Annotated in this window: 25 protein-coding genes, 1 other RNA gene and 1 pseudogene; 10 read left to right on the top strand and 17 right to left on the bottom strand. The window is 67.8% G+C overall.

The annotated features are described in order from the left end of the window. Positions 1–10: 10 nt before the first annotated feature. Together ACZ5PO_RS20850 and ACZ5PO_RS20845 are read right to left on the bottom strand one after the other, a co-directional pair. Positions 11–709, bottom strand: a complete 699-nt coding sequence (locus ACZ5PO_RS20850; protein WP_464196958.1) for an ABC transporter ATP-binding protein — start codon at positions 707–709, stop codon at positions 11–13. Between the two features lie 130 nt (positions 710–839). Next, positions 840–1,985, bottom strand: coding sequence for an MlaE family ABC transporter permease (locus tag ACZ5PO_RS20845; RefSeq protein ID WP_464183615.1), 1,146 nt, complete (start codon positions 1,983–1,985; stop codon positions 840–842). Between the two features lie 145 nt (positions 1,986–2,130). Here ACZ5PO_RS20845 and dgcA point away from each other — a divergent pair, with 145 nt between their 5' ends. Together dgcA and ACZ5PO_RS20835 are read left to right on the top strand one after the other, a co-directional pair. Then, positions 2,131–3,117, top strand: coding sequence for an N-acetyl-D-Glu racemase DgcA (dgcA, locus tag ACZ5PO_RS20840; RefSeq protein WP_464183614.1), 987 nt, complete (start codon positions 2,131–2,133; stop codon positions 3,115–3,117). A 94-nt stretch (positions 3,118–3,211) separates the two neighbouring features. Continuing rightward, positions 3,212–3,898 carry a hypothetical protein gene (locus tag ACZ5PO_RS20835; protein ID WP_464183612.1) on the top strand — a complete coding sequence of 229 codons (687 nt, stop codon included), beginning with the start codon at positions 3,212–3,214 and terminating at the stop codon, positions 3,896–3,898. 63 nt (positions 3,899–3,961) lie between these two features. Here the strand turns inward: ACZ5PO_RS20835 and ACZ5PO_RS20830 are convergent, their stop codons facing one another. Both ACZ5PO_RS20830 and ACZ5PO_RS20825 read right to left on the bottom strand, forming a co-directional pair. Beyond that, a complete protein-coding gene (locus ACZ5PO_RS20830; protein WP_464183611.1) occupies positions 3,962–5,017 on the bottom strand; it encodes a glycosyltransferase family 4 protein in 1,056 nt (351 codons plus the stop codon). Then, positions 5,017–5,808 carry a UDP-2,3-diacylglucosamine diphosphatase gene (locus ACZ5PO_RS20825; RefSeq protein WP_464196956.1) on the bottom strand — a complete coding sequence of 264 codons (792 nt, stop codon included), beginning with the start codon at positions 5,806–5,808 and terminating at the stop codon, positions 5,017–5,019. The genes ACZ5PO_RS20830 and ACZ5PO_RS20825 overlap by 1 nt, the downstream gene beginning before the upstream one ends. Before the next feature lie 444 nt (positions 5,809–6,252). On the opposite strand from ACZ5PO_RS20825, the gene ACZ5PO_RS20820 reads away from it, so the two are divergent. The 3 genes from ACZ5PO_RS20820 to ACZ5PO_RS20810 all read left to right on the top strand — a co-directional run bounded on the left by ACZ5PO_RS20820 (position 6,253) and on the right by ACZ5PO_RS20810 (position 8,580). After that, a complete protein-coding gene (locus tag ACZ5PO_RS20820; RefSeq protein WP_464183610.1) occupies positions 6,253–7,032 on the top strand; it encodes an SDR family oxidoreductase in 780 nt (259 codons plus the stop codon). Positions 7,033–7,053: 21 nt separating this feature from the next. Further along, on the top strand, positions 7,054–7,851 hold the full coding sequence (thiD, locus tag ACZ5PO_RS20815; RefSeq protein ID WP_464183609.1) for a bifunctional hydroxymethylpyrimidine kinase/phosphomethylpyrimidine kinase: 798 nt from the start codon (positions 7,054–7,056) through the stop codon (positions 7,849–7,851). A gap of 114 nt (positions 7,852–7,965) precedes the next feature. Then, positions 7,966–8,580, top strand: coding sequence for a helix-turn-helix domain-containing protein (locus tag ACZ5PO_RS20810; RefSeq protein ID WP_464196954.1), 615 nt, complete (start codon positions 7,966–7,968; stop codon positions 8,578–8,580). Positions 8,581–8,593: 13 nt separating this feature from the next. Here ACZ5PO_RS20810 and ACZ5PO_RS20805 read toward each other — a convergent pair whose 3' ends face one another. From ACZ5PO_RS20805 to ACZ5PO_RS20745, 13 genes are all read right to left on the bottom strand, one after another. Beyond that, complete coding sequence (locus ACZ5PO_RS20805) at positions 8,594–9,346, bottom strand: cytochrome b/b6 domain-containing protein (protein WP_464183607.1); 753 nt, start codon at positions 9,344–9,346, stop codon at positions 8,594–8,596. Beyond that, positions 9,343–9,789 (bottom strand): c-type cytochrome, encoded by a 447-nt coding sequence (locus ACZ5PO_RS20800; protein ID WP_464183605.1) that lies wholly within the window; start codon positions 9,787–9,789, stop codon positions 9,343–9,345. Before ACZ5PO_RS20800 ends, ACZ5PO_RS20805 begins: the two co-directional genes overlap by 4 nt. Before the next feature lie 136 nt (positions 9,790–9,925). Beyond that, positions 9,926–12,244: a xanthine dehydrogenase family protein molybdopterin-binding subunit gene (locus tag ACZ5PO_RS20795; protein ID WP_464183603.1), complete on the bottom strand. Its 2,319-nt coding sequence runs from the start codon at positions 12,242–12,244 to the stop codon at positions 9,926–9,928. A 46-nt stretch (positions 12,245–12,290) separates the two neighbouring features. Continuing rightward, on the bottom strand, positions 12,291–15,473 hold the full coding sequence (locus ACZ5PO_RS20790) for an efflux RND transporter permease subunit (protein WP_464183601.1): 3,183 nt from the start codon (positions 15,471–15,473) through the stop codon (positions 12,291–12,293). A 6-nt stretch (positions 15,474–15,479) separates the two neighbouring features. Further along, positions 15,480–16,670 carry an efflux RND transporter periplasmic adaptor subunit gene (locus ACZ5PO_RS20785; protein ID WP_464183598.1) on the bottom strand — a complete coding sequence of 397 codons (1,191 nt, stop codon included), beginning with the start codon at positions 16,668–16,670 and terminating at the stop codon, positions 15,480–15,482. A gap of 193 nt (positions 16,671–16,863) precedes the next feature. Beyond that, positions 16,864–18,390 carry a Do family serine endopeptidase gene (locus tag ACZ5PO_RS20780; protein WP_464183596.1) on the bottom strand — a complete coding sequence of 509 codons (1,527 nt, stop codon included), beginning with the start codon at positions 18,388–18,390 and terminating at the stop codon, positions 16,864–16,866. A gap of 93 nt (positions 18,391–18,483) precedes the next feature. Next, positions 18,484–18,678: a DUF2065 domain-containing protein gene (locus ACZ5PO_RS20775; protein ID WP_464183594.1), complete on the bottom strand. Its 195-nt coding sequence runs from the start codon at positions 18,676–18,678 to the stop codon at positions 18,484–18,486. 21 nt (positions 18,679–18,699) lie between these two features. Next, positions 18,700–19,623 carry a protease modulator HflC gene (gene hflC, locus ACZ5PO_RS20770; protein ID WP_464183592.1) on the bottom strand — a complete coding sequence of 308 codons (924 nt, stop codon included), beginning with the start codon at positions 19,621–19,623 and terminating at the stop codon, positions 18,700–18,702. After that, on the bottom strand, positions 19,620–20,756 hold the full coding sequence (hflK, locus tag ACZ5PO_RS20765; protein ID WP_464183591.1) for an FtsH protease activity modulator HflK: 1,137 nt from the start codon (positions 20,754–20,756) through the stop codon (positions 19,620–19,622). The genes hflC and hflK overlap by 4 nt, the downstream gene beginning before the upstream one ends. 173 nt (positions 20,757–20,929) lie before the next feature. Then, positions 20,930–21,478, bottom strand: a complete 549-nt coding sequence (locus ACZ5PO_RS20760; protein WP_464183589.1) for a dihydrofolate reductase — start codon at positions 21,476–21,478, stop codon at positions 20,930–20,932. An 83-nt stretch (positions 21,479–21,561) separates the two neighbouring features. Beyond that, positions 21,562–22,551 (bottom strand): copper chaperone PCu(A)C domain-containing protein, encoded by a 990-nt coding sequence (locus tag ACZ5PO_RS20755; RefSeq protein WP_464183587.1) that lies wholly within the window; start codon positions 22,549–22,551, stop codon positions 21,562–21,564. Between the two features lie 61 nt (positions 22,552–22,612). Next, positions 22,613–23,002: a hypothetical protein gene (locus tag ACZ5PO_RS20750; protein ID WP_464183585.1), complete on the bottom strand. Its 390-nt coding sequence runs from the start codon at positions 23,000–23,002 to the stop codon at positions 22,613–22,615. A 97-nt stretch (positions 23,003–23,099) separates the two neighbouring features. Continuing rightward, positions 23,100–23,942: a thymidylate synthase gene (locus ACZ5PO_RS20745; protein WP_464183582.1), complete on the bottom strand. Its 843-nt coding sequence runs from the start codon at positions 23,940–23,942 to the stop codon at positions 23,100–23,102. Between the two features lie 109 nt (positions 23,943–24,051). On the opposite strand from ACZ5PO_RS20745, the gene ssrA reads away from it, so the two are divergent. The 5 genes and pseudogenes from ssrA to ACZ5PO_RS20720 all read left to right on the top strand — a co-directional run bounded on the left by ssrA (position 24,052) and on the right by ACZ5PO_RS20720 (position 26,167). After that, positions 24,052–24,405: a transfer-messenger RNA gene (ssrA, locus tag ACZ5PO_RS20740) on the top strand. 23 nt (positions 24,406–24,428) lie between these two features. After that, positions 24,429–25,009: pseudogene (locus ACZ5PO_RS20735) on the top strand (SspB family protein). A gap of 63 nt (positions 25,010–25,072) precedes the next feature. Next, the gene (locus ACZ5PO_RS20730) at positions 25,073–25,690 is read left to right on the top strand and encodes a glutathione S-transferase family protein (RefSeq protein WP_464183580.1); all 618 of its coding nucleotides are present in this window, start codon (positions 25,073–25,075) and stop codon (positions 25,688–25,690) included. Between the two features lie 19 nt (positions 25,691–25,709). Continuing rightward, positions 25,710–25,898: a DUF4169 family protein gene (locus tag ACZ5PO_RS20725; RefSeq protein WP_464183579.1), complete on the top strand. Its 189-nt coding sequence runs from the start codon at positions 25,710–25,712 to the stop codon at positions 25,896–25,898. Beyond that, positions 25,895–26,167, top strand: coding sequence for a ribbon-helix-helix domain-containing protein (locus ACZ5PO_RS20720; protein ID WP_464183578.1), 273 nt, complete (start codon positions 25,895–25,897; stop codon positions 26,165–26,167). The genes ACZ5PO_RS20725 and ACZ5PO_RS20720 overlap by 4 nt, the downstream gene beginning before the upstream one ends. Positions 26,168–26,266 lie beyond the last annotated feature (99 nt).

Below are 26,266 nucleotides of genomic sequence, written 5' to 3'. Positions count from 1 at the left end.
GTTTCTCGTTTCAAGCCAAGGCTGCGCGCGCGCGCTTGCCGTGAAAATATGCTCTCAACCATGGATGGTTCGAGGCAAGCATGGTGTCGATCGGTCCCTCGGCGATAATTCTTCCTTCGGCAAGGGCAGCGATGCGGTCGCAGACCGAGTGCAGGCTGTCCAGGTCGTGCGTTACCATGAAAACCGTGAGCCCCAAAGTTTGCTGCAGCGTCGAGATCAGGTCGTCGAACTCCCCGGCACCGATCGGGTCGAGACCAGACGTGGGCTCGTCGAGGAAAACGATCTCCGGGTCGAGCGCAAGCGCCCGCGCCAGCGACGCGCGCTTGATCATGCCGCCGGACAGGTCGGAGGGAAATTTGTCGGCGGCGTCCGGTTTCAGCCCCACCATCTCGATCTTGAGCATGGCGATCTCGTCCAGCAGGCGGTCCGAGATCGACAGGTACTCCCGCATCGGCACCTGCACGTTCTGCTTGACGGTCAGCGACGAGAACAGTGCGCCCTGCTGGAAGAGAACGCCCCAGCGCTGTTCGACGGCCTTGCGCGATTGGGGCGACAGCGCGTCGAGATCCTCGCCGAACACCTCGATGGTCCCGGCGCGCTTGGGCACCAGGCCCAGGATGGCGCGCGTCAGCACGGACTTGCCGGTGCCGGACGCGCCGACGAAGCCGAGGATCTCGCCGCGGTACACGTCGATATCCAGGTTCTTCATGATCGTCTTGGTGCCGAAGCCGACCTCGAGGCCGCGCACGCGGATGACGACCTCGCGATCGTTCGGATCCTGCTGCGGCCCCCTGCGGCCCGGCGCGAGAGTGGGTGCGGAGGTGTCGGCCATCGCAACGTCAGTAGTCGATCGCCGCAAAGAACATCGCGAAAAGCCCATCCACCACGATCACCATGAAGATCGCCTTTACCACCGATGCCGTCACCTGCCGACCGAGCGATTCGGCCGAGCCTTGCACGGCGAGCCCCTCGAGCGAAGCGATGATCCCGATCACCAAGGCCATGAACGGGGCCTTGATAAGGCCGACCATGAACGTGCTCGGGCTTTGACTGATGGTCTGCTGCAGGCGTGACAGAAACACCTCAGGCGTGATGCCGCCATAGGCCCAGGCGACGAGTCCACCGCCGAACAGCGCCGCCATGGCGGCGATGAAGGTCAGCAGCGGCAACGCCACGACGATCGCGATCATCCGCGGCAGCACCAGCACCTCGACCGGGTCCATACCCATGACGCGCAGCGCGTCGACCTCCTCGCGCATCTTCATGGAGCCGATCTCGGCAGTGAACGCCGACCCGGAGCGTCCGGCGACCATGATGGAGGTGAGCAGCACGGCGAGCTCGCGCAGCGTCAGAATGCCGACGAGATTGACCACGAAGGTCGAGGCGCCGAACCGCTGCAGCTGGAAGATGCCCTGCTGGGCGACGATGCAGCCCACCAGGAACGAGATCAGCGCGATGATCGGCACGCCGCGGAAGCCCACCATCTCCAGATGATGGACGACCGAGGGGCCCCGGAACCGACGCGGATTGACGATGACGCGCATGAGCGCCACCACGACCTCACCGAGGAAGCTGGTGCCGCGCACGACATCCTTGCCCGCATCGACGACGCTCTCGCCCACCTGGGCCAGGAAATCGACGATGCCGGAACGGGGCGACGGCGGGATCTGCTGGAAACCGCGATAGGCGATCTCGTCGAGCAGGATGCGGTGCTCGGGCTTGGCACCGACGAAATCCGCACGCTGGCTCCTGCCGCCGAGCTCGTGGCGGGTCCGGTCGAGAACCCAGGCCCCGAGCGTGTCCAGGCGCTCGATCTGGGCGAGATCGATCAGCACACGGTGGGCGCCGCTCGCCGCCGCCTCCAAGGCCGCAGCCTCGTGCTCGACGGCCTCGGAGCGGGACGCCGTCCACTGCCCCGACAGGGTCGCTCTGAGTTCGTCGCCTTGGCGGACCAGCTCCGCCGTGGGATCGTAAGCACTGGACACGGGCGATGAAGCCTGCTCGTAGAAGGAGTTGGATCGCGCGTTACCGCACCCTCGATGCTGATACCGTGTCGCATGAGGGTGAGTCGAGCGACCGAAATTTAGGTGGTGGCCGATCCGGGCCACGCCCATCCCCCGAGCTCTGCCCATGACCCGCCGCCTGTCGCTCGCCGTGGAACGCTTCCCGATCGCCGGCCGCTTCACCATCGCCCGCGGATCCCGCACGGAAGCGGTGGTCGTGACCGTCACCATCGACGACGGCGCCCACCGCGGCCGGGGCGAATGCGTCCCCTACGCGCGCTACGGCGAGAGCATCGAGAGCGTCATGGCGGCCATCGAAGGCCGCCGCGTGGACATCGAGCGAGGCGTCGGCCGCCTGGACCTCATCGAGCTGCTGCCGGCAGGCGCCGCCCGCAACGCGCTCGACTGTGCGCTGTGGGACCTGGAGGCGAAGCAGGCCGGCGTCGCCGCCCATGTGCTGGCCGGCATCGACCGGCTGCGTCCGGTCACCACCGCCTTCACCATCAGCCTGGGTGAGCCGCAGGACATGGCTGCCGCCGCGGCGGCAGCCGCCCACCGGCCCATCCTCAAGATCAAGCTCGGCGCCCCGGACGGCGATCCGCAGCGCATCGCGGCCGTACGGGCAGCCGCCCCCGACAGCATCCTGCTCGTCGACGCAAACGAGGGCTGGCGGCCGGACACACTCGCAGGGAATCTCAGCGCCTGCGCCGACGCGGGCGTCGCGCTCGTCGAGCAGCCGCTGCCGGCGGACAGCGATCGGGTGCTCGCCGCCATGGCCCGTCCGCTCGCGATCTGCGCCGACGAGAGCGTGCACACGCGGGACGGGCTGGCGTCGCTCCGCGACCGCTACGACGCCGTGAACATCAAGCTCGATAAGGCCGGCGGGCTGACCGAGGCGCTGCTGCTGGCCACGGAGGCCGAGCGGCTCGGCCTCGCCATCATGGTCGGCTGTATGGTGGGCTCCTCGCTCGCCATGGCCCCGGCCATGCTGCTGACGCCCAAGGCGCGCTTCGTCGACCTCGACGGCCCGCTGCTGCTGGCCGCGGATCGGCCGGACGGGCTCACCTACGACGGCAGCCTCGTCTTCCCTCCCGCCCCCCAGCTCTGGGGCTGACCGCCCGCGGCCGGCATCGCGGTCGTCGTTAAAGGTTTGTTTGGGCTCGGCCGCTAACCATCGCGGTGATGACCACACGCGGGTTCTCGTGCCGATGCGCATGACCGACATGGCGAGCGCCGCTCAGCTGAGCGACGACGAATATCTCTCGATCTGGTCGGCGATGATGGAAACGCCGCGTGGACGGCGGTTCCTCAGCGAGTTCGCGCGCCGCACGCGCACCGCCGAAACCCGCACCCTGCTCGATTCGGTGCAGACGCTGGAGCGCGCGCTGATCGCCGCGCGCGCGCGCGCCGACGGCAAGGCCACGCCCGAGCCCGGCCCGTCCGAGCCCAGCCCGTCCGCACCGCCGGTGGCCGGCCCGCACCTCCGCGCCATCATCGGCGAAGCCGTCGAGGTTCTCGACAGCGTCGTCCGCATCAGCGGCAATGCGGCCGTCGACGTGCGCAAGGCGGCCGACGAGATACAGGAGACCATCGAGCTCCTGCGCGACGGCGGCGTGCGCGCCACCATCTGCGCCGAGCTGCGGCAGCAGACTGAGGAGATCCACGAGATCGTCACGGTCCAGCAGATCGCCGCGGAGCGCACCGCGCGGATCGCCGAGGCGATGGCGGCGCTGGACGACCGCCTGGGCCGCGCGTCGTCGGACGATCGCGCGTCCACGCCGAAGCCGCCCCTGGGGGCTGCCGCGCGCACGCGGGAGACCCTGCCGCACATCGGCCGCCATGGCATCGACGATGATAGCGAGATTCAGCGGCTACAGCAGGCGCTGCGCTCTTGAGAGCGTCCCCTTTGCGCTCGGGCGGGCCATCCGATCGCAAAAGAAACGATCCAGATCAATAGCTTAGAGCAGGGCTGCCTCTGGCTTCGGTCGGGCGGCTTCCGCCGACGGGCGGACGTGGTCGTGGGCGACACGGATATTGTCGAAGAACTGCCGGGCGCTCTCTTCCCAGGTGAAGGTCTCGCCGTAGGCGCGGCAAAGGTCACGCGGAATGTCGAGGGCGCGCAGGGCCGCCTCGCGCAGATCGTCGCTCAGCGCGCCCGCCCCGGACTCGCCGATGACATCGCGGGGCCCCATCACCGGAAAGGCCGCGACCGGCAGGCCGGAGGCCAGGGCCTCGAGCAGCACGATGCCGAAGGTATCGGTGAGGCTCGGGAAGACGAAGACGTCGGCGGACGCATAGATCCGCGCCAGGGTCTCGCCGGACTGGGCGCCCAGGAAGACCGCCTCGGGAAACTCGAGCTGCAGCGCGACGCGCTGGGGTCCATCGCCGACCACCACCTTGGTGCCCGGCAGATCGAGCGCCAGGAAGGCGGCGATGTTCTTCTCCACGGCCAGGCGGCCGACGTAGAGGAAGATCGGGCCGGGTAGGTCGAGCATGCGCTCGGCCCGCGGGCGGAAGAGCTCGCCGTCGACGCCACGGGACCAGCGCATGATGTTGCGGAAGCCGCGCGCCGACAGGTCGTGCTCCAGCGAGGGCGAGCTCACCATGACGCCGGCGCCGGCGTTGTGAAAGCGGCGCAGCAGCGCATAGGTCAGTCCGAGCGGCACGGGCGCCCGCGCCGACAGATATTCCGGGAAGCGCGTGTGATAGCTCGTGGTGAAGGGCCGATGCTGGGCCAGGCAGACGGCTCGCGCCATGATGCCGATCGGCCCCTCGGTGGCGATGTGGATGTAGTCGGGTGCCGCCGCGTCGATATGCTTGGCGATCGTGCTCCGGCGGGCGAGCGCCAGCCTGATTTCGCCGTAGCTCGGCAACGCCACCGTCCGGAAGGGCTCAGGCGTCAGCATCTCCACGTGCGCGTCGCAGCCGTGCGCCCGCTCGGCCACGTTTTCGAGCGACCGGACGACGCCGTTGATCTGCGGATGCCAAGCGTCCGTCGCGATCAGGACACGCATCAAGCGGCAGCAGCCTTGGGCTTCACTGTCTTGCGCTGACGGAGCAGGTCCGCCTCCGCAGCAGCCCGCTGGCGCACGATGTCGGCCCAGCGCAGCAGCTCGAACCGGCCGTCGTAGTGCTCCACCAGTCCCGTGCAGCTCTCGACCCAGTCACCGGTGTTGATGTAGGTCACGCCGAAGCGGTCGTGCATGATCGCGTGGTGGATGTGGCCGCAGATCACGCCATCGGCCTCGTGCCGGCGCGCCTCGGTGGACAGCAGCTCTTCGAACCGGCCGATGAAGTTGACCGCATTCTTCACCTTGAGCTTGGCCCAGGCCGACAATGACCAGTAGGTCAGGCCCAGCCGGCGCCGCACGATGTTGAGATACGTGTTGAGCAGGAGGGCGGTGCTGTAGGCCCAATCGCCGAAGAAGGCGAGCCACTTGGCATGGCGTACCACGATGTCGAGCTGGTCGCCGTGGATCACCAGGAAGCGCTTGCCGTCGGCCGTCTCGTGAATGGCGCTGTCGATGACGTCGATGCCGCCGAAATTGGAGCCCACGTAGTCGCGCAGGAACTCGTCGTGATTGCCGGGGATGTAGATCAGCTTGCTGCCCTTGCGCACCTTGCGCAGCAGCTTCTGCACAACGTCGTTGTGGGTCTGCGGCCAATACCAGCCCGCCTTCAGGCGCCAGCCGTCGACGATGTCACCAACCAGGTAGATCGTATCGGCGTCGTAGCTCTTGAGGAAATCAAGCAGAAGCTCGGCCTGACAACCCTTGGTCCCGAGATGAACGTCCGACAGAAACATCGTACGGACCCGGATGACGTCGGTATCCTTGCTCAAGGGTCGCAGCCTTCATCGACAATGGTCAGTTCATAGGCCGGTTTGCAGGATTCGCGTTTCATTATGATGACGCGCAGCTCCAACCCGTCTCGGAAACGCAGGCCAAGCAATGGCTTCGATCGAGCTGACGGCGCTCGCCATGCCACCAACTATAGAGAGCCGCCGACAGCGGTCAATTTGCTGTCGACAAGCCACTGCCATGCTTGCGCTTTCCCGGGCCCGGATGCGGCGGCGAAGTAGACAGGCGCCGTCGAACGGAGTTTGCTTTTCCTGCCTCACGGTCAGCTGTAAGCAGGAGCTGCCGGCCCGTCATGGCGCGGCTCGGCCGGGGGCTTGCGGACGCGGGCGGATCGGCGCAGAGCGGCGTCGGGCAGGAACGGCATCGGGACAGGAGCGCCGGAGGCATCGATGGATCTGGGACTTGCGGGACGTAAGGCGATCATCTGCGCATCGAGCAAGGGCCTCGGCCGCGCGTGCGCCCAAGCCCTGGCCGAGGCCGGCTGCTCCGTCGTCGTCAACGGCCGCGACGCGGGCGTGCTGGACGCCACGGCCGCGGAGCTGCGCCGGCTGACCGGCACCACCGTGATCGCGGTGGCGGCCGACGTCGGCACCCCCGAAGGGCAGTCGGCGCTGCTGGCCGCCTGCCCGGATGCCGACATCCTGGTCAACAACAATGCCGGCCCACCGCCGAAGGACTACACGGCAATCGATCGCGATGCGCTGCTGCGCGGCGTCGTTCAGAACATGGCGACCCCGATCGAGCTCATTCAGAAGCTCGTGCCCGGTATGGGCGAGAGGGGCTTCGGGCGCGTCGTCAACATCACCTCCGCCTCCGTTCTGACGCCGCTCACCGGGCTCGACCTGTCCTCGGGAGCCCGTGCCGGCCTGACCGCCTTCCTCGCCGGGGTCGCCCGCCAGGTCGCGCCCACGGGCGTCACCATCAACAACATCCTTCCGGGCGCCTTTGCCACCGACCGGCTGACCGGCATCATCGCGGGCGCCGCCAAGGCCTCCGGCAAGAGCGAGAAGGAGATCAGCGCGGAACGGGCGGCCAGCATTCCGGTCGGTCGGTTCGGCGACCCGGACGAGTTCGGCAAGCTGTGCGCCTTCCTCTGCAGCGCGCATGCGGGCTACATCACCGGCCAGAATTTCCTGATCGACGGCGGCGCCTTCCGGGCCGCCTTCTGACGATCCGTTGGGACGACGCGCGTGACCGCCATTGCCGTGACCATTGCCGGATCGGATTCGGGCGGCGGCGCCGGCATTCAGGCCGATCTGAAGACGTTCTCGGCGCTCGGCGCCTACGGCGCGAGCGTCATCACGGCGCTGACGGCGCAGAATACGCTCGGCGTGCAGGCCGTCTTCGACGTGCCGGCCGCCTTCGTCGCCGCGCAGATCGATTCGGTGTTCGGCGACCTCGCGGTGGATGCGGTGAAGATCGGCATGCTGTCGCGCCACGAGACGATCGCGGCCGTCGCCGATGGTCTTCGCCGCCACGCCCCGCGCGTCGTGGTCCTCGATCCCGTCATGGTCGCGACCAGCGGTGACCGGCTGCTCGCGCCGGAGGCCGTGGCCAGCCTGAAAGCCCAGCTGCTGCCGCTGGCGCACGTCCTGACCCCCAACTTGCCCGAGGCGGCCGATCTCTTGGGCGAGCCCATGGCGATGGACGAGGCGGCGATGATCCGGCAGGGCGAGCGGCTGCTGGCGCTCGGCCCGGCCGCGGTGCTGATGAAGGGCGGGCACGCCAGCGGCCCCGAGAGCGTCGATCTGCTGATCGAGCGGACGGGCATGCTGCGCCTCGCCGCGCCGCGGATCGCCACCCGCAACACGCATGGCACCGGCTGCACCCTGTCGTCGGCTATCGCCGCCCTGATGGCGAAGGGCGCCGGGCTGGAAGAGGCCGTGCGCGGCGCCAAGACCTACCTCGACGGCGCAATCGCCGCCGCCGACACGTTGACGATCGGCCATGGCCGCGGCCCGGTGCATCACTTTCGTCACTGGTGGTGAGCCACGCAAGCTGGTACCCCTCGCCATCCGTCGCACCAGAGCATGTCGATCCGATCAGGCGAGATCATCTGATCGGATAGGGATGCTGCGATTGACGGCATGCGGGGAATGACGATGGCCATCGAAGGCAAGGAGCGGCCGCGACCCGCCGATCTGGGCGCCCACCAGGTGTCCGGCCAGCTCGGCAAGACCATCCAGCGTCTGCGCAAGGCCTACAACCTCTCCCTGTCAGAGCTCGCGGAGCAGGCCGGCGTGGCCAAGTCCATCATCAGCCAGATCGAACGCAACGAGACGAACCCGACGCTCGCCACCATCTGGCGGCTGTCGCAGGCGCTCGACGTGTCGATCGAGCGCGTGCTCGCCTCCGACGAGGAGCCGGTGATCGAGAAGGTGTCGCGCGCCGACACGCCGATGCTGCTGTCCGAGGACGGCAAGATCCGCCTCGCCATCATCGGCTGGCTGCGCACGGTCGAGTGGCTGCAATGGTACGACATGACGGCCGAGCCGGGCGGCACGCTGGAGTCGGAAGGCCATCAGCGCGGCGCCGTCGAATGTCTTTCGGTGCTCGACGGCCAGTTCGAGGTCATCGTGGCCGGCGTCAGCCAGATGCTCGGATCGGGAGACAGCCTGCGCTACCGGTCCGACCGGCATCACGTCATCCGCTGCGTCGGCACCGCCACCGGACGCGCCACGATGGTGTGCATCATGAAGGCCGCCGCGATGGAGTAGGCGCGCCGCTTGGTCAGAAGCTGCCGCCGAACGCCTTGATGCCGCCGAAGACGATCACCGCCGCCGCGACCAGGCAGCCGGCGGCACGCGGCAGCGTGCCGCCCACCACCACCTGCTGATCGGCATAGGCGCGCGCGGGCTTGTAGCCGCTGGTCATCGCGCTGATCTGCGCATCACGCCTCACGTACTGGTAGAACAGATTGACCAGGACATGGACGGCAACGAGCACGAGGAGGATATCGGCGCCCAGCCGGTGGTAGCGCGACAGGGCGCTCTTCCAGCCCGGCGGCTCGTCCATCGGATCCAGGTGGGCAAACGGGCCGCCGAAGATCGCGTTCGAATCGGCGGTGAAGAGGCCGCTCAGCGCTTGCGCCGCGACCACCGCGAGCAACGCCAGGACCATCAGCGTGCCGAGCGGATTATGACCGAGGTAAGCCGGCGCCCGGCCGCGGGCCAGGGCCGAGGCGTAGCGCGCGATCGCGGCCGGCGAGCGGACGAACGACGCGAAGCGCGCCGTCGAGCTGCCGACGACGCCCCAGAGCAACCGGAACACGAGCAAGGTGAGGATGGAATAGCCGAGCCAGCGGTGGAAACGCATCGTCGGATCGACCGCCGGATCCATCCACCACTGGGTGTAGTAGGAGCCGACGATCAGGGCGAGCTGGAGCCAATGGTAGAGGCGCGTGGGTAGATCCCACGCGCGCACGCGCTCGCCGAGGCCGTCGGCGGCGGCTCCCGCGCGGGCAGAGCCGACCGCCTCGCTCACGAGGGCTTCTTGTATTCTTTGTGGCAGGCGCCGCAATTGCCGAGGACCTTGGGCATCGCGGCCTTGAAGGTCGCCTCGTCGGTGATCGATGCGATGCCCGCCGCCGCGTCCTTGCCGAGCTTGTCGAAGCGGCCCTCGAAGTCGGCCTTGCTCTCCCAGACCTTGGGCAGAGCATCCGTGTTGCCGCTCTTGGAGGTGTCCGGGAACAGCGTCGGCAGCTTGCCGGAGTTGGTCACCACGATCGCCAGGGCTTCCTTGACCTTGGCTGCGTTGAACGGCTCCGCCCCCTTCAGCATCTGCGCCGGATCCTTCACCGCGCCGGCCATCTGTTTCAGCAGCGTCTTGCGCTCGGCAATGGGATCGGATTGGGCGGTCACCACGGTCGCGCCAACCGCCATCGCGGCGGACACCAGGACGGTCGCTACCAGGCCGGCATACTTCATCTTACTCGAGCTCCTGTCGGGCGAGCCGTTCGGCCGCCGGGCTTCATGATCATAGAATCTCGACTTAGACCAATCCCAAGTTGCTGAGCGCGCTTCGCCCGTCTCTTGCCCCATCGGGCGGCGCAGCCGTGCCCGATCAGGCCGCCTTGCGGGCCGCCGCCGTCCGCAGCAGCGCGAACAGCCGGTCGGGTGTGACGGGCATGTCGACGTGGGCGATGCCATAGGCTCGCCACAGCGCGTCGCAAACCGCATTCATCACCGCCGGGGTGCCGCCGATGGATCCGGCTTCGCCGGCGCCCTTCATGCCGAGCACGTTGGTCTTGCACGGCACGTTGCGGGTTTCGAACGTGATCTCCGGAAAATCGGCGGCTCGCGGCATCCGGTAGTCCATGAACGACGCCGTCACCAGCTGGCCCTCCGTATCGAAGAGGGTCCGCTCGTGCAGCGCCTGGCCGACGCCTTGCACCACGCCGCCATGCACCTGCCCGGCGAGCAGCAGCGGGTTGAGGGTGACACCGAAGTCGTCGACGATGGTGTAGCGCTCGATCGCGATCTCGGCGGTATCGGGATCGATCTCGATCTCGCACACGTGCGTGCCGTTGGGGTAGGTGAACTCGGGCGGCGTCCAGGCCTCCTCCACGGCCAGCTGCTCGCGCGTGGCGGCCGGAAGCTGGGCGATGTCGGTGAAGCTGATCGACCTGTCGGTGCCCACCACACGCACCTGGCCGCCCTCGGCGATCTCCAGGTCGGCGGGCGCCGCCTCCAGAGCCTCGGCGGCGAACGCCTTCAGCCGCTCGGCGAGCGTCCGCGACGCCTGGTCCACCGACGCGCCGCCGACGGGGATCGAGCGCGAGCCGCCGGTGCCGCCGCCGCTGGCGATGACGTCCGTGTCGCCCTGGAGCACGGAGATCTTGTCCAGCGGCAATTGCAGATGCTGCGAGACGAGCTGCGCGTAGGCGGTCTGGTGGCCCTGCCCGGTCGACTGCGTGCCGATCAGCACGACGGCCGAGCCGTCGGGCTGCAGGCGCACCTCGGCCTTTTCGGCGCCGCCGCCCGAGCATGCTTCGATGTAGGAGGCAAGGCCGATACCGCGCAGGCGGCCGTTCTGCGCCGCGGCGGCGCAGCGGGCCTCGAAGCCGGACCAGTCGCCGAGCTCCATGGCGCGCCGCATATGACCTTCGAACTCGCCCGAATCGTAGACACGCCCGGTCTGGGTCGTGTGCGGCATGCTCTCCGGCTTGACGAAGTTGAGCGCGCGCAGCTCGGTGCGGTCCTGGCCGATCTGGCGCGCGACATAGTCGACGAAGCGCTCGATGGCGTAGGCGGCCTCCGGCCGGCCGGCGCCGCGATAGGCGTCGACGGGCACCGAATTGGTGTAATAGCCGCGCACCCTGATCAGGAGGGCCGGGATGTCGTAGCAGCCGGGCGTCATGCGCGCGCCGACGGCGGGAATGAACGGCGCGAACTGGGACAGATAGGCGCCGAGGTCGGCCCTGAGATCGACGCGCAGGCCGAGGAAGCGGCCGTTCCCGTCGAGCGCCATCTCGGCGCGGGTGGCGTTGTCGCGGCCGTGGGTGTCGGCGACGAAATGCTCGTTGCGATCGCTCACCCAGCGCACCGCACGACCGAGCCGCTGCGCCGCGACAGCGCACAGCGGATACTCGCGGTACATGAAGATCTTGGTGCCGAACCCGCCGCCCACGTCCGGCGTGACGACGCGGATGCGCTTGCGATCGACTTTCAGGATCTGGCGCGCGAGCGTGTCGCGGATGCCGTGGCTGCCCTGGCTGCCGAGGGTAATGGTCCAGCGCTCCTCGGCCGGATCATAATCGGCGAGGCAGGCGCGCGGCTCCATGTAGTTGGCGACGACGCGGTTGTTGACGATGGCGAGCTCGACGGTCCGCGCAGCCTGGGCGAACGCGGCGTCGACCTTGTCCTTGTCGCCGACGAACATGTCGAAGGCGACGTTGCTCTTGAGCTCGGGCCAGACCAGGGCCTCGTTCCTGTCGGCCTGCTCGATGCCGACGACCGCGTCCAGCGGCTCCCATTCGACGGGAAAGACTTCGGCTGCCTGCCGTCCCTCGTACTCGTTCTCGGCGACGACGAGGGCGATCGCTTCGCCGATGTGGCGCACCTGATCGCGCGGCAACACCGGATAGTCCGGCAGCACGACCTCGGAACCGTCGGAATTGTGCACGGCGGCGGCGCCCGGACACGGCAGGCCGCCCAAATCCGCCACGTCATCGGCCGTGAGGACCAGCAGGACGCCGGGCATGGCGCGCAGCTCGGCCAGATCGCCGATGGCGAAACGGGCACTGGCGTGGGGGCTACGCACAACGACGACGGCGGCGGCCGACGACGGCTTGATATCGGCCGTGTAGCGGCCGACGCCCGTCACCAGCCGCTCATCCTCGACCCGCTTCAGCGGCTGCCCAATGCCGAACTTCGCTGTCATCAACGTTCTCCCGCCAGGGGTCGAGGGTATTTGGGTCTGCGCCACCTCACGCGGACGCGGCCGGCGCGGCGGCACGACGCCGCTTGCCGCTCAGCAGATCCGAGATGAAGCGGATGGTGACGTAGAACACCGGGGTGAGGAACAGACCGAAGAAGGTCACGCCGATCATGCCGTAGAACACGGCGGTCCCCAGCGATTGGCGCATCTCGGCGCCAGGTCCCGTCGCCGTCACCAGCGGGACCACGCCCAGGATGAAGGCGAACGCCGTCATCAGGATCGGCCGCAGCCGCAGCCGCGCCGCCTCGATCACGGCCGGCACCGCCCCCTTGCCCTCGGCCTCGGCCTGCCGCGCGAACTCCACGATGAGAATGGCGTTCTTGGCCGCGAGGCCGATGAGCACGACGAGGCCGATCTGCGTGAGGATGTTGTTGTCCATGCCGCGCAGCGAGACGCCGATCATGGCCGAGAGCACGCTCATCGGCACGATCAGGATAATGGCGAGCGGCAGGCCCCAGCTCTCGTATTGGGCGGCCAGCACCAGGAAGACGAACAACACCGACAGCGCGAAGATGTAGACGGTGGTGTTGCCGACCGCCCGCTGCTGGAAGGCGAGCTCGGTCCACTCGTAGCCCATGCCCTGCGGTAGAACACGGGCGGCGAGCGCCTCCATGGTGTCGAGGCCCGTGCCCGAAGAGACCGCGGGCGGCGTCTCGCCCTGCACCGGCACCGACGTGTACATATTGAAGCGCTGCACCAGATCAGGCCCGGCGACGTCCCTGATCTCCACCAGCGAGCCGAGCGGCACCAGCGCGCCGTCGGACGAGCGCACCTTGAGCCGCAGGATCTTGTTGCGATCGGCGCGGAAGGACTCGTCAGCCTGTATGCGCACCTGGTAGACGCGTTCGAAGACGTTGAAGTCGTTGACGTAGGCGCCGCCCAGATTGACCTGCAAGGTGGCGAATACGTTCGACAGCGGCACGTTGAGCATGCGTGCCTTGACCCGATCGATGTCCAGGTAGATCTGCGGCGTGTTGGCGCCGAAGGTGGTGAAGACCCGCGTCAGGTTGGGGTTCTGGTTGGCCTCGGCGATCAGGCTGCGGCTCGCCGCCAGCAGTTCGCCCAGGCCGGCGCCGGCGCGGTCCTGGATCTGCATCTTGAAGCCGCCGGCGTTCCCGAGGCCGCGCACCGGCGGCGGCGGCACCGCGATGACGAAGGCCTCCTGGATGGAGGACAGACGCTTGACCAGATTGCCGGCGATGGCGTTCGCCTTCAGGTCGGGCGTGGTGCGCTCCTCGAACGGCTTGAGCGGGGTGAAGATCACCGTCTGATTGGTGGCATTGGTGAAGGTAGCGCCGGAAAAGCCGACGATGGCGATGGTGTCGGCGATGCCGGGCGTCTCGCTCACGATGCCCATGGCCCGTCTCGCCACCTCGTCGCTGCGCGCCAGCGAGGCGCCATCCGGCAACTGAATCACCACGATCAGATAGCCCTGATCCTGGGCGGGAATGAAGCCCTGGGGCACGCGCTGGGAGATCCACATCGTGCCGTAGAGCAAGCCGCCGTAGACCGCGAGCGCCGCGACGAGCGGCAGCTTGTGGGCGACGAGCCCCCGCACCGTCGTCGCGTACCCGTTCGACGTCTTGTCGAAACCCCAGTTGAAGCCGTTGGCCAGCCCGCGCCCCCAGCGGGCCAGGAAGAAGCGCGGCCGGTGGTCGGCGTCGTGGTGCCCCTTGAGCAGAAGGGCGCAGAGCGCCGGTGACAGGGTGAGCGAATTGAAGGCGGAGATCACCGTCGAGGCCGCGATGGTCAGCGCGAACTGCCGGTAGAACTGGCCGGTGATGCCGCTGATGAAGGCGGTCGGAATGAACACCGCGGATAGCACCAGCGCGATGGCGATGACGGCGGCGCCGACCTCGTCCATGGTCCGGTGCGCCGCCTCGCGCGGCGACAGTCCTTCGGCGATATTGCGCTCGACATTCTCCACCACGACGATGGCGTCGTCGACGACGATGCCGATCGCCAGCACAAGCCCGAACAGGGTCAGATTGTTGAGCGAGAATCCGAATGCAGCCATCACCGCGAAGGTGCCGATCAGGGACACCGGGATGGCGATGATGGGGATGATTGCGGTCCGCCACGACTGCAGGAAGACCAGCACCACGATCACCACCAGGATGATCGCTTCGAACAACGTCTTGTAGACCTCGTCGACGGACTGCGAGATGAAGACGGTCGGATTGTACGCGATCCGGTAGTTCAATCCGGCCGGGAAGTCGCGCTTCAGCTCCTCCATCTTGGCGATGACGGCGGCAGACGCCTCGAGCGCGTTGGTGCCGGGACGCTGAAACACGCCGATGCCGACGGCGGGCTTGCCGTTCAAGTAGGAGTTGGTCGTATAGTCCCGGGCGCCAAGCTCCACCCGCGCCACGTCCTGCAGCCGCACGAGGCGTCCGGCCTCGCCGCTCTTCACGATGATGTCGCGGAACTGCCGGACGTCCTTGAAGCGCCCCTGCGTCTGCACGATCAGCTGGAAATCGGCGCCGGCCGGTGTCGGCGGGCCGCCGATCGCGCCGCCCGCGACCTGCACGTTCTGCTCCTGCAGCGCGTTTACGATGTCGGTCGTGGTGAGCGAATAGGAGGCGAGCTTGTTGGGGTCGAGCCAGATGCGCAGCGAATACTCGCGCGCGCCGAACACCGTGATGTCGCCGACGCCGTCGAGCCGCAACAGCTGATCGCGCACCCGGATCAGCGCGTAGTTGGAGATGTAGAGGTCGTCGAAGCCCGCGCTCTCGGAGAACATGTGCACGACCAGCATCAGGTCGGGCGAGCTCTTGCGCGTGGTCACGCCGAGCGCCCGCACCTCCGCCGGCAGGCGCGGCTGGGCGACCGCGACGCGGTTCTGCACCAGCACGTTGGCGGTATCGAGATCGGTGCCGAGCTTGAACGTGATGGTCAGCGACATGTTGCCGTCGCTGGTGGAGTTCGAGGTCATGTAGAGCATGTCCTCGACGCCGTTGATCTCCTGTTCGATCGGGGTCGCCACGGTCTGGGAGACCGTCTCGGCGTTGGCGCCGGGATAGCTCGCCCGGACCACGATCGTCGGCGGCACGATCTCGGGATATTGCGCGACGGGCAGTGAAACGTAGGAAATATATCCCACGAGCACCATGACGATCGACAGCACCGAGGCGAAGATCGGCCGGTCGACGAAGAAATGCGCGAATTTCATGTCGGATCAGCTCTTCGAGCCGTTCGCGACGGCCGGATCGGGGGCCGTGGGCGGCAGCGCTTTCATCTCCGGCTTCACCTTGATCCCCGGACGCAGGCGCTGAAGGCCGTTGATGACGATGGTCTCGCTGCCGTCGAGGCCGGACCGGATCAGACGATAACCGTCGATGCGCGGCCCCGGCCGGACCACCCGGGGGGAGGCCTTGTCGTCCTCGCCCACCACCCAGACCAGCCGACGATCCTGGTCGGTGGCGATCGCCACGTCGGGCACCAGAACCCCCCGGTACGGATCGGAGCCGGGGAGGCGCACGGTGCCGAACATGCCGGGCGAGAGGAACAGGTCGGGATTGGGCACCAATGCGCGCGCCCTGAGGGTGCCGGTCGCCTGGTCGATGCGGTTGTCGAGAAAGTCCAGCCTGCCTTTGCGCGTCGGCTGGCGTTCGTCGGTGACGCCGACGAGCACGTCGCTGGCGATCGAGCCGCCGGTGCCGCGGTTGCGGTTGAGGCGCTGATAGGCGAGGTACGACCGCTCGTCGATGTCGAAATAGAAGTAGATCGGATCGAGCGACACGATGGTGGTCAGCAAGGTGGTGTCGGCGGTGACCAGATTGCCTTCCGAGATCAGCTTGCGGCCGATGCGCCCGGACACCGGCGCCCGGATCTCGGTGAACTCGAGGTTGAGCTTGGCGCTCACCAGCGCGGCATTGGCACCGGCGAGATCGCTCAGCGCCACCTGCGCGGTCTGGCGACGGGTCTCGAGAATCTGCTCGGTGATGTTGCCCGTCCGCTGCAGGCTCTGGGCGCGATCCAGGTCGCTCTTGGCGAACTGCACCCGCGCCTGCGCCGAGTTCACCGACGCGACCGCCTGGTCCGTCGCCGCCTGGTAGGGACGCTTGTCGATGACGAAGAGCAGGTCGCCCTTCTTGACGACGGCGCCGTCCTTGAACTCCACCGAGCTCAGGTAGCCGGAGACGCGCGAACGCACCTCGACCGCGTCCACCGCCTCGAACCGTCCGGTGAAGTCGTCGAGCTCCGTGACCTGCTTGACCACCGGCTTCGCCACGGTGACCACCGGCGCGGGCGGCGCCCCGCCCGGACCGCCGGCAGCGGGCGGCTTGTTCGCCGATTCGTTGCAGGCGGCGAGCGCTGCAACAACCGCGACGGAAGGCAAAATGCGAGCGAGCAGCGACCGGAGCATGCAATCGGACCAGGGGTGGGGTTCGCCACAGATAGAACGCGCAGCTACGAACCACCAAGTGCGCTAGCGCACGCCAGCCCGTTCGATAGCATGCCAGGGCCGGCCCGGGAAACGCGCCTTCGCGATCTCCCGCGCCGCAGTCCGCAGCGGCGCGACGCCTGTGAGCAGAGCCCGCCCCGTCCGGGGAGCGGCGTCAGTCCATGGCGACCGCGACGAAGCGCACTTCGCCGGCCGGATTGGACACCAGCAGCAGCGCCGATTTCTTGCCGTCCTTCTTGAGGGCGTCGAGCCGCTTGGACACGTCGGCCGGCTGCTGCACCGCCTCCTGCGCCACCTCGACGATGACGTCGCCGGGCTGCAGGCGCTTGTCGGCGGCGTTCGAGTTGGGATCGACCCGGGTGATCACCACCCCCTTGACCGACGGCTTGATGGAGAAGCGCTGGCGCAGATCATCGCTGATCGACGAGAGGTCGAGGCCGAGCGCCTTCTTGGCCGCCGGCTTGTCCACATCCGTGTCGCTGCCGCCGCGGGCCGCCATCTGCTTCTCGCCGTCCTCCAGGCGTCCCAGCTTGACGGTCCTGGTTTCCTCCTTGCCGCCGCGGAAGATGACCACCTCGGTCTCCTTGCCGACGGGCGTCGTCGCCACCAGGCGCGGCAGGTCGCGGCTGTCCTTCACCTCCTTGCCGTCGAAGCGCACGATGACGTCGCCCTGCTTGATGCCGGCAGGCTTGGCGGGCCCCTTGTCGTCGACGCCGGCCACCAGCGCGCCACGAGCGCGGCCCAGGTTGAGCGCCTCGGCGGTCGAATCGTCGACCGACTGGATGCGGACCCCGAGCCAGCCGCGCCGGGTCTCGCCGAACTTCTGCAATTGTTCGATGGCCGGCGCCGCCAGCGACGACGGCACCGAGAAGCCGATGCCGACCGAGCCCCCGGTCGGCGACAGGATGGCGGTGTTGATGCCGATCACCTCGCCGGCCATGTTGAACAAGGGACCGCCGGAGTTGCCCTTGTTGATGGCCGCGTCGGTCTGGATGTAGCTGTCGTAGGGCCCCTGATCGATATTGCGGTTGATCGCCGAAACGATGCCGGCGGAGACCGAGCCGCCGAGGCCGAACGGATTGCCGATGGCGATCACCCACTCGCCGATCCGCATCTTTTCGGAATCACCGAACTTGACGGCGGTCAGCGTCTTGCCGGCCTCCGGCTTCACCTTCAGCACGGCCAGATCGAGCTTGGAATCCTTGCCCAGGATCTCCGCCTTGAGCTTGGTGCCGTCGTTGAGGATCACGGTGATCTCGTTGGCCTCGCCGATGACGTGGTTGTTGGTGACCACGATGCCGGACGCATCGATGATGAACCCGGAGCCGAGCGAATTCGACTTGCGCTGGCGCGGCGCGTCGCCACCACCGCCGCCGCCGCCACGGCGATTGAAGAACTCCTCGAACAGATCCTCGAAGGGCGTGCCCGGCGGCAGCTGCGGCAGGGCCCGTCCCTTCGTCTCCACCGTGGTGGAGGCGGAAATATTGACCACGGCGTTGGTCACCTGGTCGGCGAGGTCGGTGAAGCCTTCGGGCCCACGCGCATGGGCCGCATTGGCGACACCGAGCACCAGGCTCCCCGCCAGCGCCAGCACGCCGGCGAGGCGTCGTGGCGCCGCCACGCGCCGCTGGAGCGCAGCCATGGATCTGGTTGCCTCGAACGCCATGCTGAGAGAGACCATTGTCCGTCCTCGTCGTTCGTGAACAGGGGCGCCGGGGCGCCCCGCATTGATGCATTATATAGGATTACGACCGTCCAGTGGCTGCCGATCCTGTCACGACACGTGGCTGCGCATCAGCCAAACGAGCCCGACGCCCACCGCCGCGCCGGCGATGCCGACCAGCCGCATGATATCGGGGGGCGCGTCGGCGATGTCCGCCGCGACCTTCTTCACCGCCGAGGGAAACGCCGCAAAGCAGATGCCCTCGATCGCCAGCAGCAAGCCGAAAGCCGCCACAAGGTCATGCATCGGGCGGCCACCGGCCCGTGACTACGGGCGCGCCGGCGCGCCCGCAGGCGCTTGCGGTCCGGAGCCTTGCAGGCCACGGCCCGACGCGTGCCCGAAATAGCGGAAGAAGTCCGAATCGGGTGACAGCACCAGCCGCGTGTCGCCGGCCTTGAGCGCAGCTTCGTAGGCCTGCATCGAGCGGTAGAACGAGAAGAAGGCGGGATCCTTGCTGTACGCATCCGCGTAGATGCGGTTGCGCTCGGCGTCACCCTGGCCGCGGAGCTCCTCCGACTTGCGCGTCGCCTCGGCCAGCAGCACGGTCACCTCGCGATCCGAACGGGCCCGGATGCCCTGGGCGATCTGCGAGCCCTGGGCGCGGATATCCGCCGCTTCGCGCTCACGCTCGGTCTTCATGCGCCGGTAGACCGCTTCGCTGTTCTGGTCCGGCAGGTCGACGCGGCGCAGGCGCACGTCCACCACCTCCACGCCGAGCCCCCGCGCCTGCTGGTTCACGTCCTCGCGGATGCGCTTCATCAGCCTGTCGCGCTCATCCTTGACGATCGCGGCGAAGGTCGCCTCGGCCAGCACCGACCGCGTCGTCGAATTGACGATCGAGGTGAGCCGCAGATTGGCGCCGGCGATGCTGTTGACGGCTTGGTAGAACCGCAGCGGGTTGATGACGCGGTAGCGCGTGAAGGTGTCGACCACCAGGCGCTTCTGGTCCGACGCGATCACCTCCTGCACCGGCAGGTCGAGGTCGAGGATGCGCTTGTCGATATAAACGACGTTCTCGATGAACGGGATCTTGAAGTGGAGGCCGGCCTGCTTGGGCTCGCCCCTGACCCGGCCGAACTGGAGGACGAGGGCCTCCTGGGTCTGACCGACGATGAAGGTCGAGGCGTAGAGCAGCAGCGCCAGCACCGCGACGAGGATGGCGCCGACGACCTTGAAGACGTTGCCGTTCATCGCGTTGCTCCCTGGGGTGCGGGTGCCCCGGGGGCGGGCCGTTGCAGCGAGTCGAGCGGCAGATAGGGCAGCACGCCTGGGCCGCCTTTCTGGTCGACGATGATCTTATCGGCCGGGCCGAGGATGTGCTCCATCGTTTCCAGGTACATGCGCTCCCGCGTCACGTCCGGTGCCAGGCGATACTGCTCGTAGACCGAGGTGAAGCGCGACGCGTTGCCCTGCGCCTCGTTGGTGGCGCGCTCCTTGTAGCCTTCCGCCTCCTGCACGATGCCAATCGCCTTGCCGCGCGCTTCCGGCACGATGCGGCTCGCATAGGTCTCGGCCTCGTTGCGCAGACGGTCCTGGTCCTGCCTGGCCGCCTGCACGTCGCGGAACGCGTCGATGACCTGCGCCGGCGGATCGACCTTCTGCAAGTTCACCTGCTTGATCTCCACGCCCGCTCCATAGAAGTTCAAGGTGTCCTGCATCAGCTGCCGCACCTCGGCTTCGATGGCGCCGCGATCGGTGGTCAGGATGTTCTGGATGTTGCGGCGGCCGACCACCTCGCGCATGGCGCTTTCGGCCACGACGCGAATGGTGCCGTCCGGGTTCTGCAGGTTGAAGACGTAGTCGGTCGCCTTGGCCGGATTGACCTGCCATTGCACGGCGAAATCGATGTCGACGATGTTCTCGTCGCCGGTCAGCATCAGGCTCTCGTCGGTGACGCTGCTCTGCTGCACGCGCGAGCGCGACTGCGTATTGGAGCGCACGCCGATCTCGATGATGCGGGTCGAGGTGACGTCGGGCTTGATGACCGAGCCGATCGGGTACGGGAAGTTGTAGCCGAGGCCCTCGCCAGTGGAGCCCGCATAGCGGCCGAAGACGAGGTTGATGCCGACCTCGTTGGGCTTGACCGTGTAGAAGCCGGTGGCGAGCCACAGCAGCACGGCGCCGAGCAGGATGAGAAGAATGCCGCGGAAGCCGAAGGAGCCGTTACCGCCCGGCAGGATGCCCTTCAGCCGATCCTGGCCACGCCGCAGCAGGTCCTCCAGGTCGGGCGGGCCGCCGCCGTTGCGCTGTGGTCCGGATCCCCACGGCCCCTGGTTCTTGGGCCCCCACGGTCCGCCGCCACCGCTCTGATTACTCCAAGGCATCGATCTGACATTCCCCTTTGGGCCCGATGGACGCTGATCCCCGAGCCTTGTCGTTTGGCAGGGCAAGCCCTGTCAAGCCGAGCACTTAATGGCGCCCCCGCCGCTGTTCAATGAATTGCTGCGGCCAGCATAGGCCGAACAACGCTCTTTTGCGACGAACTGTTCGATTCGCTTCATGCCGAACCGGAGCTCGGGTGGTCCGGGCCGCGCTCCAGATCGACAAATGTAAACGGATATTCGTCGCCTGGTCCGGTCGAGTGGTCCTGCCGGAACGTCTCGCGATAACTCCGTCGAAAGGCCCCTCCGGCCCAGCCTGGAAAGAACACGGTCGCCGGCGGCGACGCGTGAACCTCCGTCAGGTGGATGCGCTGGGCCAGCGGCAGCGTCTCGGCAAACACGCGCGCGCCGCCGAGCACCATGATCTCGCGCGCGCCGAGCCGCTCGGCCGCCGCCTCGCAGCGGGCAATCCCCTCCGCAAGCGAGCTGGCCGTGGCGGCGCCGGGCGCCTCGCCCATGGGGTGCCCGGTCAGCACGATCGTCTCCCGGCCGGGCAGCGGCCTGCCGATCGACTCGTAGGTCAGCCGCCCCATCAGCACCGGCTTGCCCATGGTCAACGCCTTGAAGCGCCGCAAGTCGGTGCGCAGATGCCAGATCAGCCTGTTGTCGCGGCCGATGGCGCCGTTGTCGGCGACGGCGACGACCAACACCAGCGGCAAAGCCATGGGCGCGTCCTTTCGGGCTGGCCGACACGGCGGCGCGACGGATCGGCTCGTCGTATCACATCGCCGCCGCCCGGTCGCGCCGATCAGTGCTCGTGATGGCCGCCGTCCGTCTGCCCCGCGCCGCCCGGTCCCTGCTGGGCGCCGACGCCGCCCACCGCCAGTGTGACGGGCACGGCGCCCGCCTTCTCGAAGGTGAGCGTGCCCTTGACCGTGTCGCCGGGCTTGAGCTGCTGCTTCAGGCCCATCAGCATCAGGTGAAAGCCGCCCGGCTTGAGCTCGACGGTCTGGCCCGGGGCCAGTTCCACGCCCCGCTCGAGCGGGCGCATGCGCATGACCCCGTCCTCCACCTTCATCTCGTGGATCTGGACCTCGGTCGCGACGTCGAACGAGCCGCCGATGAGCCGGTCCGCCTGCTTGCCGTCGTTGGTGACGCTCAGATAGCCGCCGGCCACCTTGGCGCCCGCCGGGGTGGCGCGCGTCCACGGCGACCGGATGGTGAGATCGCCCGCTTTGACGGGCGGGCTGGCGGCCGTGCCCGCGGTGGACGTCATGGCCGCCTGGACGATGCGAACGCCCGGCGCCGGTGATTTGAGCGAGGCGGCCGATTGCCCCGGCGCAGGGATCTCGGCCCAGTTCTGGGTGCCGCTCTCGCACTGCTGCAGCACCGGGAAGCTCGCCGTCGCTCCCGGCTGGAAGGCGTCGGTGATCCGCGCCGAGAAGATGAACTCGTCGTAGAAGTCGTCCGGCAGGCTGCCGCCCTTCCAGGTGATCGACTTCACGCCGCTGGCGACATCGGCGCCATGCAGGGCATAGGCCCGCGCGTAGGGGCCTTTCTCCAGCTCTATGGTCCAGCCGGCCTTGGGCATGGGACGCACGGCAATGACCCCCTCGGGGATGGTGACGCGCAGCAGCGTCGTGGCGGACGTGCCGCAGCCGTGGTTCACCTTGGCAACGCCCCGGTAGTAGGAATTCGGCGTCGCCTCGGTGGTCTCGAGGGTCACGTGGGCGAAGGCACCGGTGGCCAACAGCGCTGCGGCCGCGCCCAGCGCGCCGCTCAGTCCATATCGTGTCATGGGAACAGGCTCCTGAAAGATCGTCGTGGAGAGAGCGCGCTCGCTCTCGATCCGGGATGGCTCAGGCAGCCGTGGGTGGGCCTCGCGCGCTGGCCGCCGTCCACGTGGACGACACCAGGCCCATGCGCCGATGGGCTGGAAAGATGAAGGGCGCGGCCGTCGGCGTCGCGACCGAGGTGGGCGTGCCGCCGCCGTGCGGCAGCGCGGCCAACGACGGGCCGGCGCAAGCCGCCACGCAGCAGAGGTCGTGATGGTCGGTCGACCGCCGCTGCGGGTCCCTCTGCCCCTCCGGCGCGGCGGGGCGGCAGAGCGCCCCGGCATGGCCGTCCGCCGCCGACACCGGCAAGGCGGACAGCATCAGCACCTGCAGCACGAACGCGTAGGCGGCGATCACGGCCATGATCGCCCGCCGGCCGGTCCTCCATTCGATGGCTTGCTGCTGGCCCGTCATGCCTCACCCTGCCGGCGTACGCATAGCCCCAAAGGCACCCTGCCTCAAACGGCGCGACGACGCATGGCGAATCGTAAGCCGGCTGACGACATCGAGCCTAGACGGCGACCGGTGCGCGGATGAGCGGATGCGGGTCGTAGCTCTCGACGGCCACGTCGTCGTAGGTGAAGTCGTCGAGCGAGCGGATCGCCGGATTGAGCTTCAGCCTCGGCAGCGGCCGCGGCGCGCGGGACAATTGCTCGCGCGCCTGCTCCACATGGTTGATGTAGAGGTGCACGTCGCCGAAGGTGTGGACGAAGTTCCCCGCCTCCAGCCCGGTCACCTGCGCGACCATATGGGTCAGCAAGGCGTAGCTGGCGATGTTGAACGGCACGCCGAGGAAGACATCGGCCGAGCGCTGGTAGAGCTGGCAGGAGAGCCGCCCGCGCGCGACGTAGAACTGGAACAGCGTGTGGCACGGCGGCAACGCCACCCGGTCCTGCTGGCGCGCATCCCAACCGGTCACGATGAGCCTGCGGCTGTCAGGATTGCGCCGGATCTCGTCGACGACCCACGCGATCTGATCGACGCCGTCGCGCGCGAAGGTACCGTCGGGCAGTTCGGTCGCCCCGAAGTTGCGCCAGGCGTGGCCGTAGATCGGACCCAGATCACCTTCGCGCCGACCGAAACGCGCGCATTGCTCCGGCGTCGCCCATTCGTCCCAGATGGTGACGCCGTGCTCGTGGAGGTAGCTCACGTCCGTGCTGCCGGACAGGATCCAGATCAGCTCGTGGACGATCGACTTGAAGTGGACGCGCTTGGTGGTGAGCAGCGGAAAGCCCGCGGCGAGGTCGAAGCGCATCTGGTGGCCGAACAGCGACAGCGTGCCGGTACCGGTGCGGTCATCCTTGCGGACGCCGTCCTCCAGGGCTCGGTGCAGGAGATCGAGGTAGGCGCGCATCGGCTCTCCGGAATCGGGGGCCTCCAGCTTAGCCGCGGTCAGGCCCACCACCAAACACCGCGACACGATCGCCACTCATGTGGGGATCGGCGTTCGGCGATGCACGGCCTCCCTTTCGCGCCGACGAACATGTGCCTATATTCGGATCGCCGTCGCGAGGCGGCTATGGCAATAAACGGTCATCGCAATAAGCCATTCGGACCCGGGGGCGGTACCCGGCGCCTCCACCCAAGCTCAGCCCCGGGTTGGGCTTCGGCGGGGGCGAAATAGGATCGACGAGGGTGTAAAGGGTGTTCTTTTGCCCGGCATGGTTCCGCCGTTATCGGGCCATTGCAATAGTTGCCAACGACAACTTTGCTCCGGTTGCGGTTGCCGCGTAAGCGGTAACTAGACCGATCTAAAGCCCTGGCGGGTAGCACCGTCAGGCGGGGTTCGGAGGCACCTGGCAACAGAAGCCTCCACTCGTTTTTCGCCGCGCAGGGGGCCATGTCGAAAGATCTGATCCGGTACGATCTTCTTGTTCAGAATGCGCTGAAAGGCGTGGTGCGGAAGGTGCTGGCCGATACTGCTCGCGACGGGCTTCCCCCGAGCATCACTTCTACATTTCGTTCCGCACCGACGCTCCGGGTACCCGCGTCTCCAACCGCTTGCGCGACAAGTACCCGGAAGAGATGACGATCGTGCTGCAGCACCAGTTCTGGGATCTGGGCGTCAACGAGCACACGTTCGAGGTAGGCCTGTCGTTCTCCGGCGTGCCCGAGCGCCTGCTCGTGCCGTTCGACGCCATCACCGGCTTCTTTGACCCGTCGGTTCAGTTCGGCCTCAAGTTCGACACCAAGGACGAAGGCGGCGGTGTGGTCACCGTCGAGCAGCCGTCGTCCGTATCGCCGCGCAGCGAGCCGGCGATCAAGGCCCCGCGCAGCAAGGCGTCGGAGCCGTCGGAGCTGCTGCCGCTGGCGACCAACGGCGACGAAAGCATGCCCAAGAAGCCGGTGGCCGAGCCTGCGCCCGCGTCCGAGGGCGGCGCCGATGTGGTCAGCCTGGACGCCTTCCGCAAGAAGCACTGATCGTGGTATCCGCGACCCTGCCGGCCTGTCTGAGCAGCAGACCGCAGGCCGCGGGAGGATGCCATGAAGCTCTACTACGCACCGGGCGCCTGCTCGATCGGAATCCGCGTTCTCCTCGAGGAGATCGGCAAGCCCTACGAGCTTGAGAAGCTCAACCTGATGCAGGGCGATCAGTATGGGCCCGGCTTCACCAGCATCAATCCCAAGTCCAAGGTGCCGACGCTGGAGCGGCCGGACGGATCGGTGCTGACCGAGTTCGGCGCCATCGCGTTCTGGCTGGCGGCCACCAATCCCGAGGCGCATCTCTACCCCGCCGATATCGAAGCGCGCACGCAGGCGACATCGCTCATCGACTACGTGGTCGCGACCGTGCACATGCAGGGCTTCGGGCGGCTGTTCCGGCCGGCCAACTTTGCCCCGCGCGAGGAAGACCAAGACGCCGTCAAGCAGCGCGGCCGGGAGATCGTCGACAAGGCCTTCAGGCTGATCGACGCCCGAATCGCCGGCAAGGAATATGCCGTCGGCCCGTTCTCGATCGCCGACGCCGCGCTGTTCTATGTGGAGTTCTGGGCGTCGAAGCGCATGAATATCGCGCTGCCCAGCCATTGCGCGGCGCACTATGAACGCATGACCGGCCGGCCGTCGGTGCAGCGCGTCCTGAAGGACGAAGGCTTCGCATAATCCGCAAAGGGGGCACGCGTTGGCCGACATCGTCAATCTCCGCAAGGCGCGAAAAGCCAAGCAGCGAGCCGAGCAGGAGACGCTCGCCGCGGAGAACAGGGCTCGCTTCGGCCGCAACAAGGCGGAACGAGCCCGGGACGACAAGGAGCGGCACGCCGCCGAACGCCGAATCGACGGCCACCGTCTCGAGGACGATTCGTCGTCGTGACGCCAGAAACGGCCAAGGTGTCCGCGTCTGCGGACACCGCTCCGTTCCGCATCGTCAAGCGCTCGCTGGTGGTCGCCGGCCACCGCACGTCGGTGTCGCTGGAGGAGCCCTTCTGGATGGCGCTCAAAGAGATTGCGGCGGCACGCGGCCAGTCGCTGGCGAGCGTTGTCGCCGCGATCGACGACCGGCGCGACGCCCAGAACCTGTCGTCGGCGATCCGCGTCTTCGTTCTCGCCCATTTCCGGGACAGGCCAGCCGCCGAGCGGTGACGGCGCTCCAGCGCTTTGTCCGAGCACCGGATTTGCCCCAAGAGCCGCGTCCACTCTTGGGTTCGATTCTGGGCTTCGATTCTTGGCTTCGATCCTTGG

It is taken from the genome of Chelatococcus sp. KU-N122, from assembly GCF_055391085.1.
The sequence above is the reverse complement of the archived record's forward strand: the minus strand, read 5'-3'. Positions and strand labels throughout refer to the sequence as shown.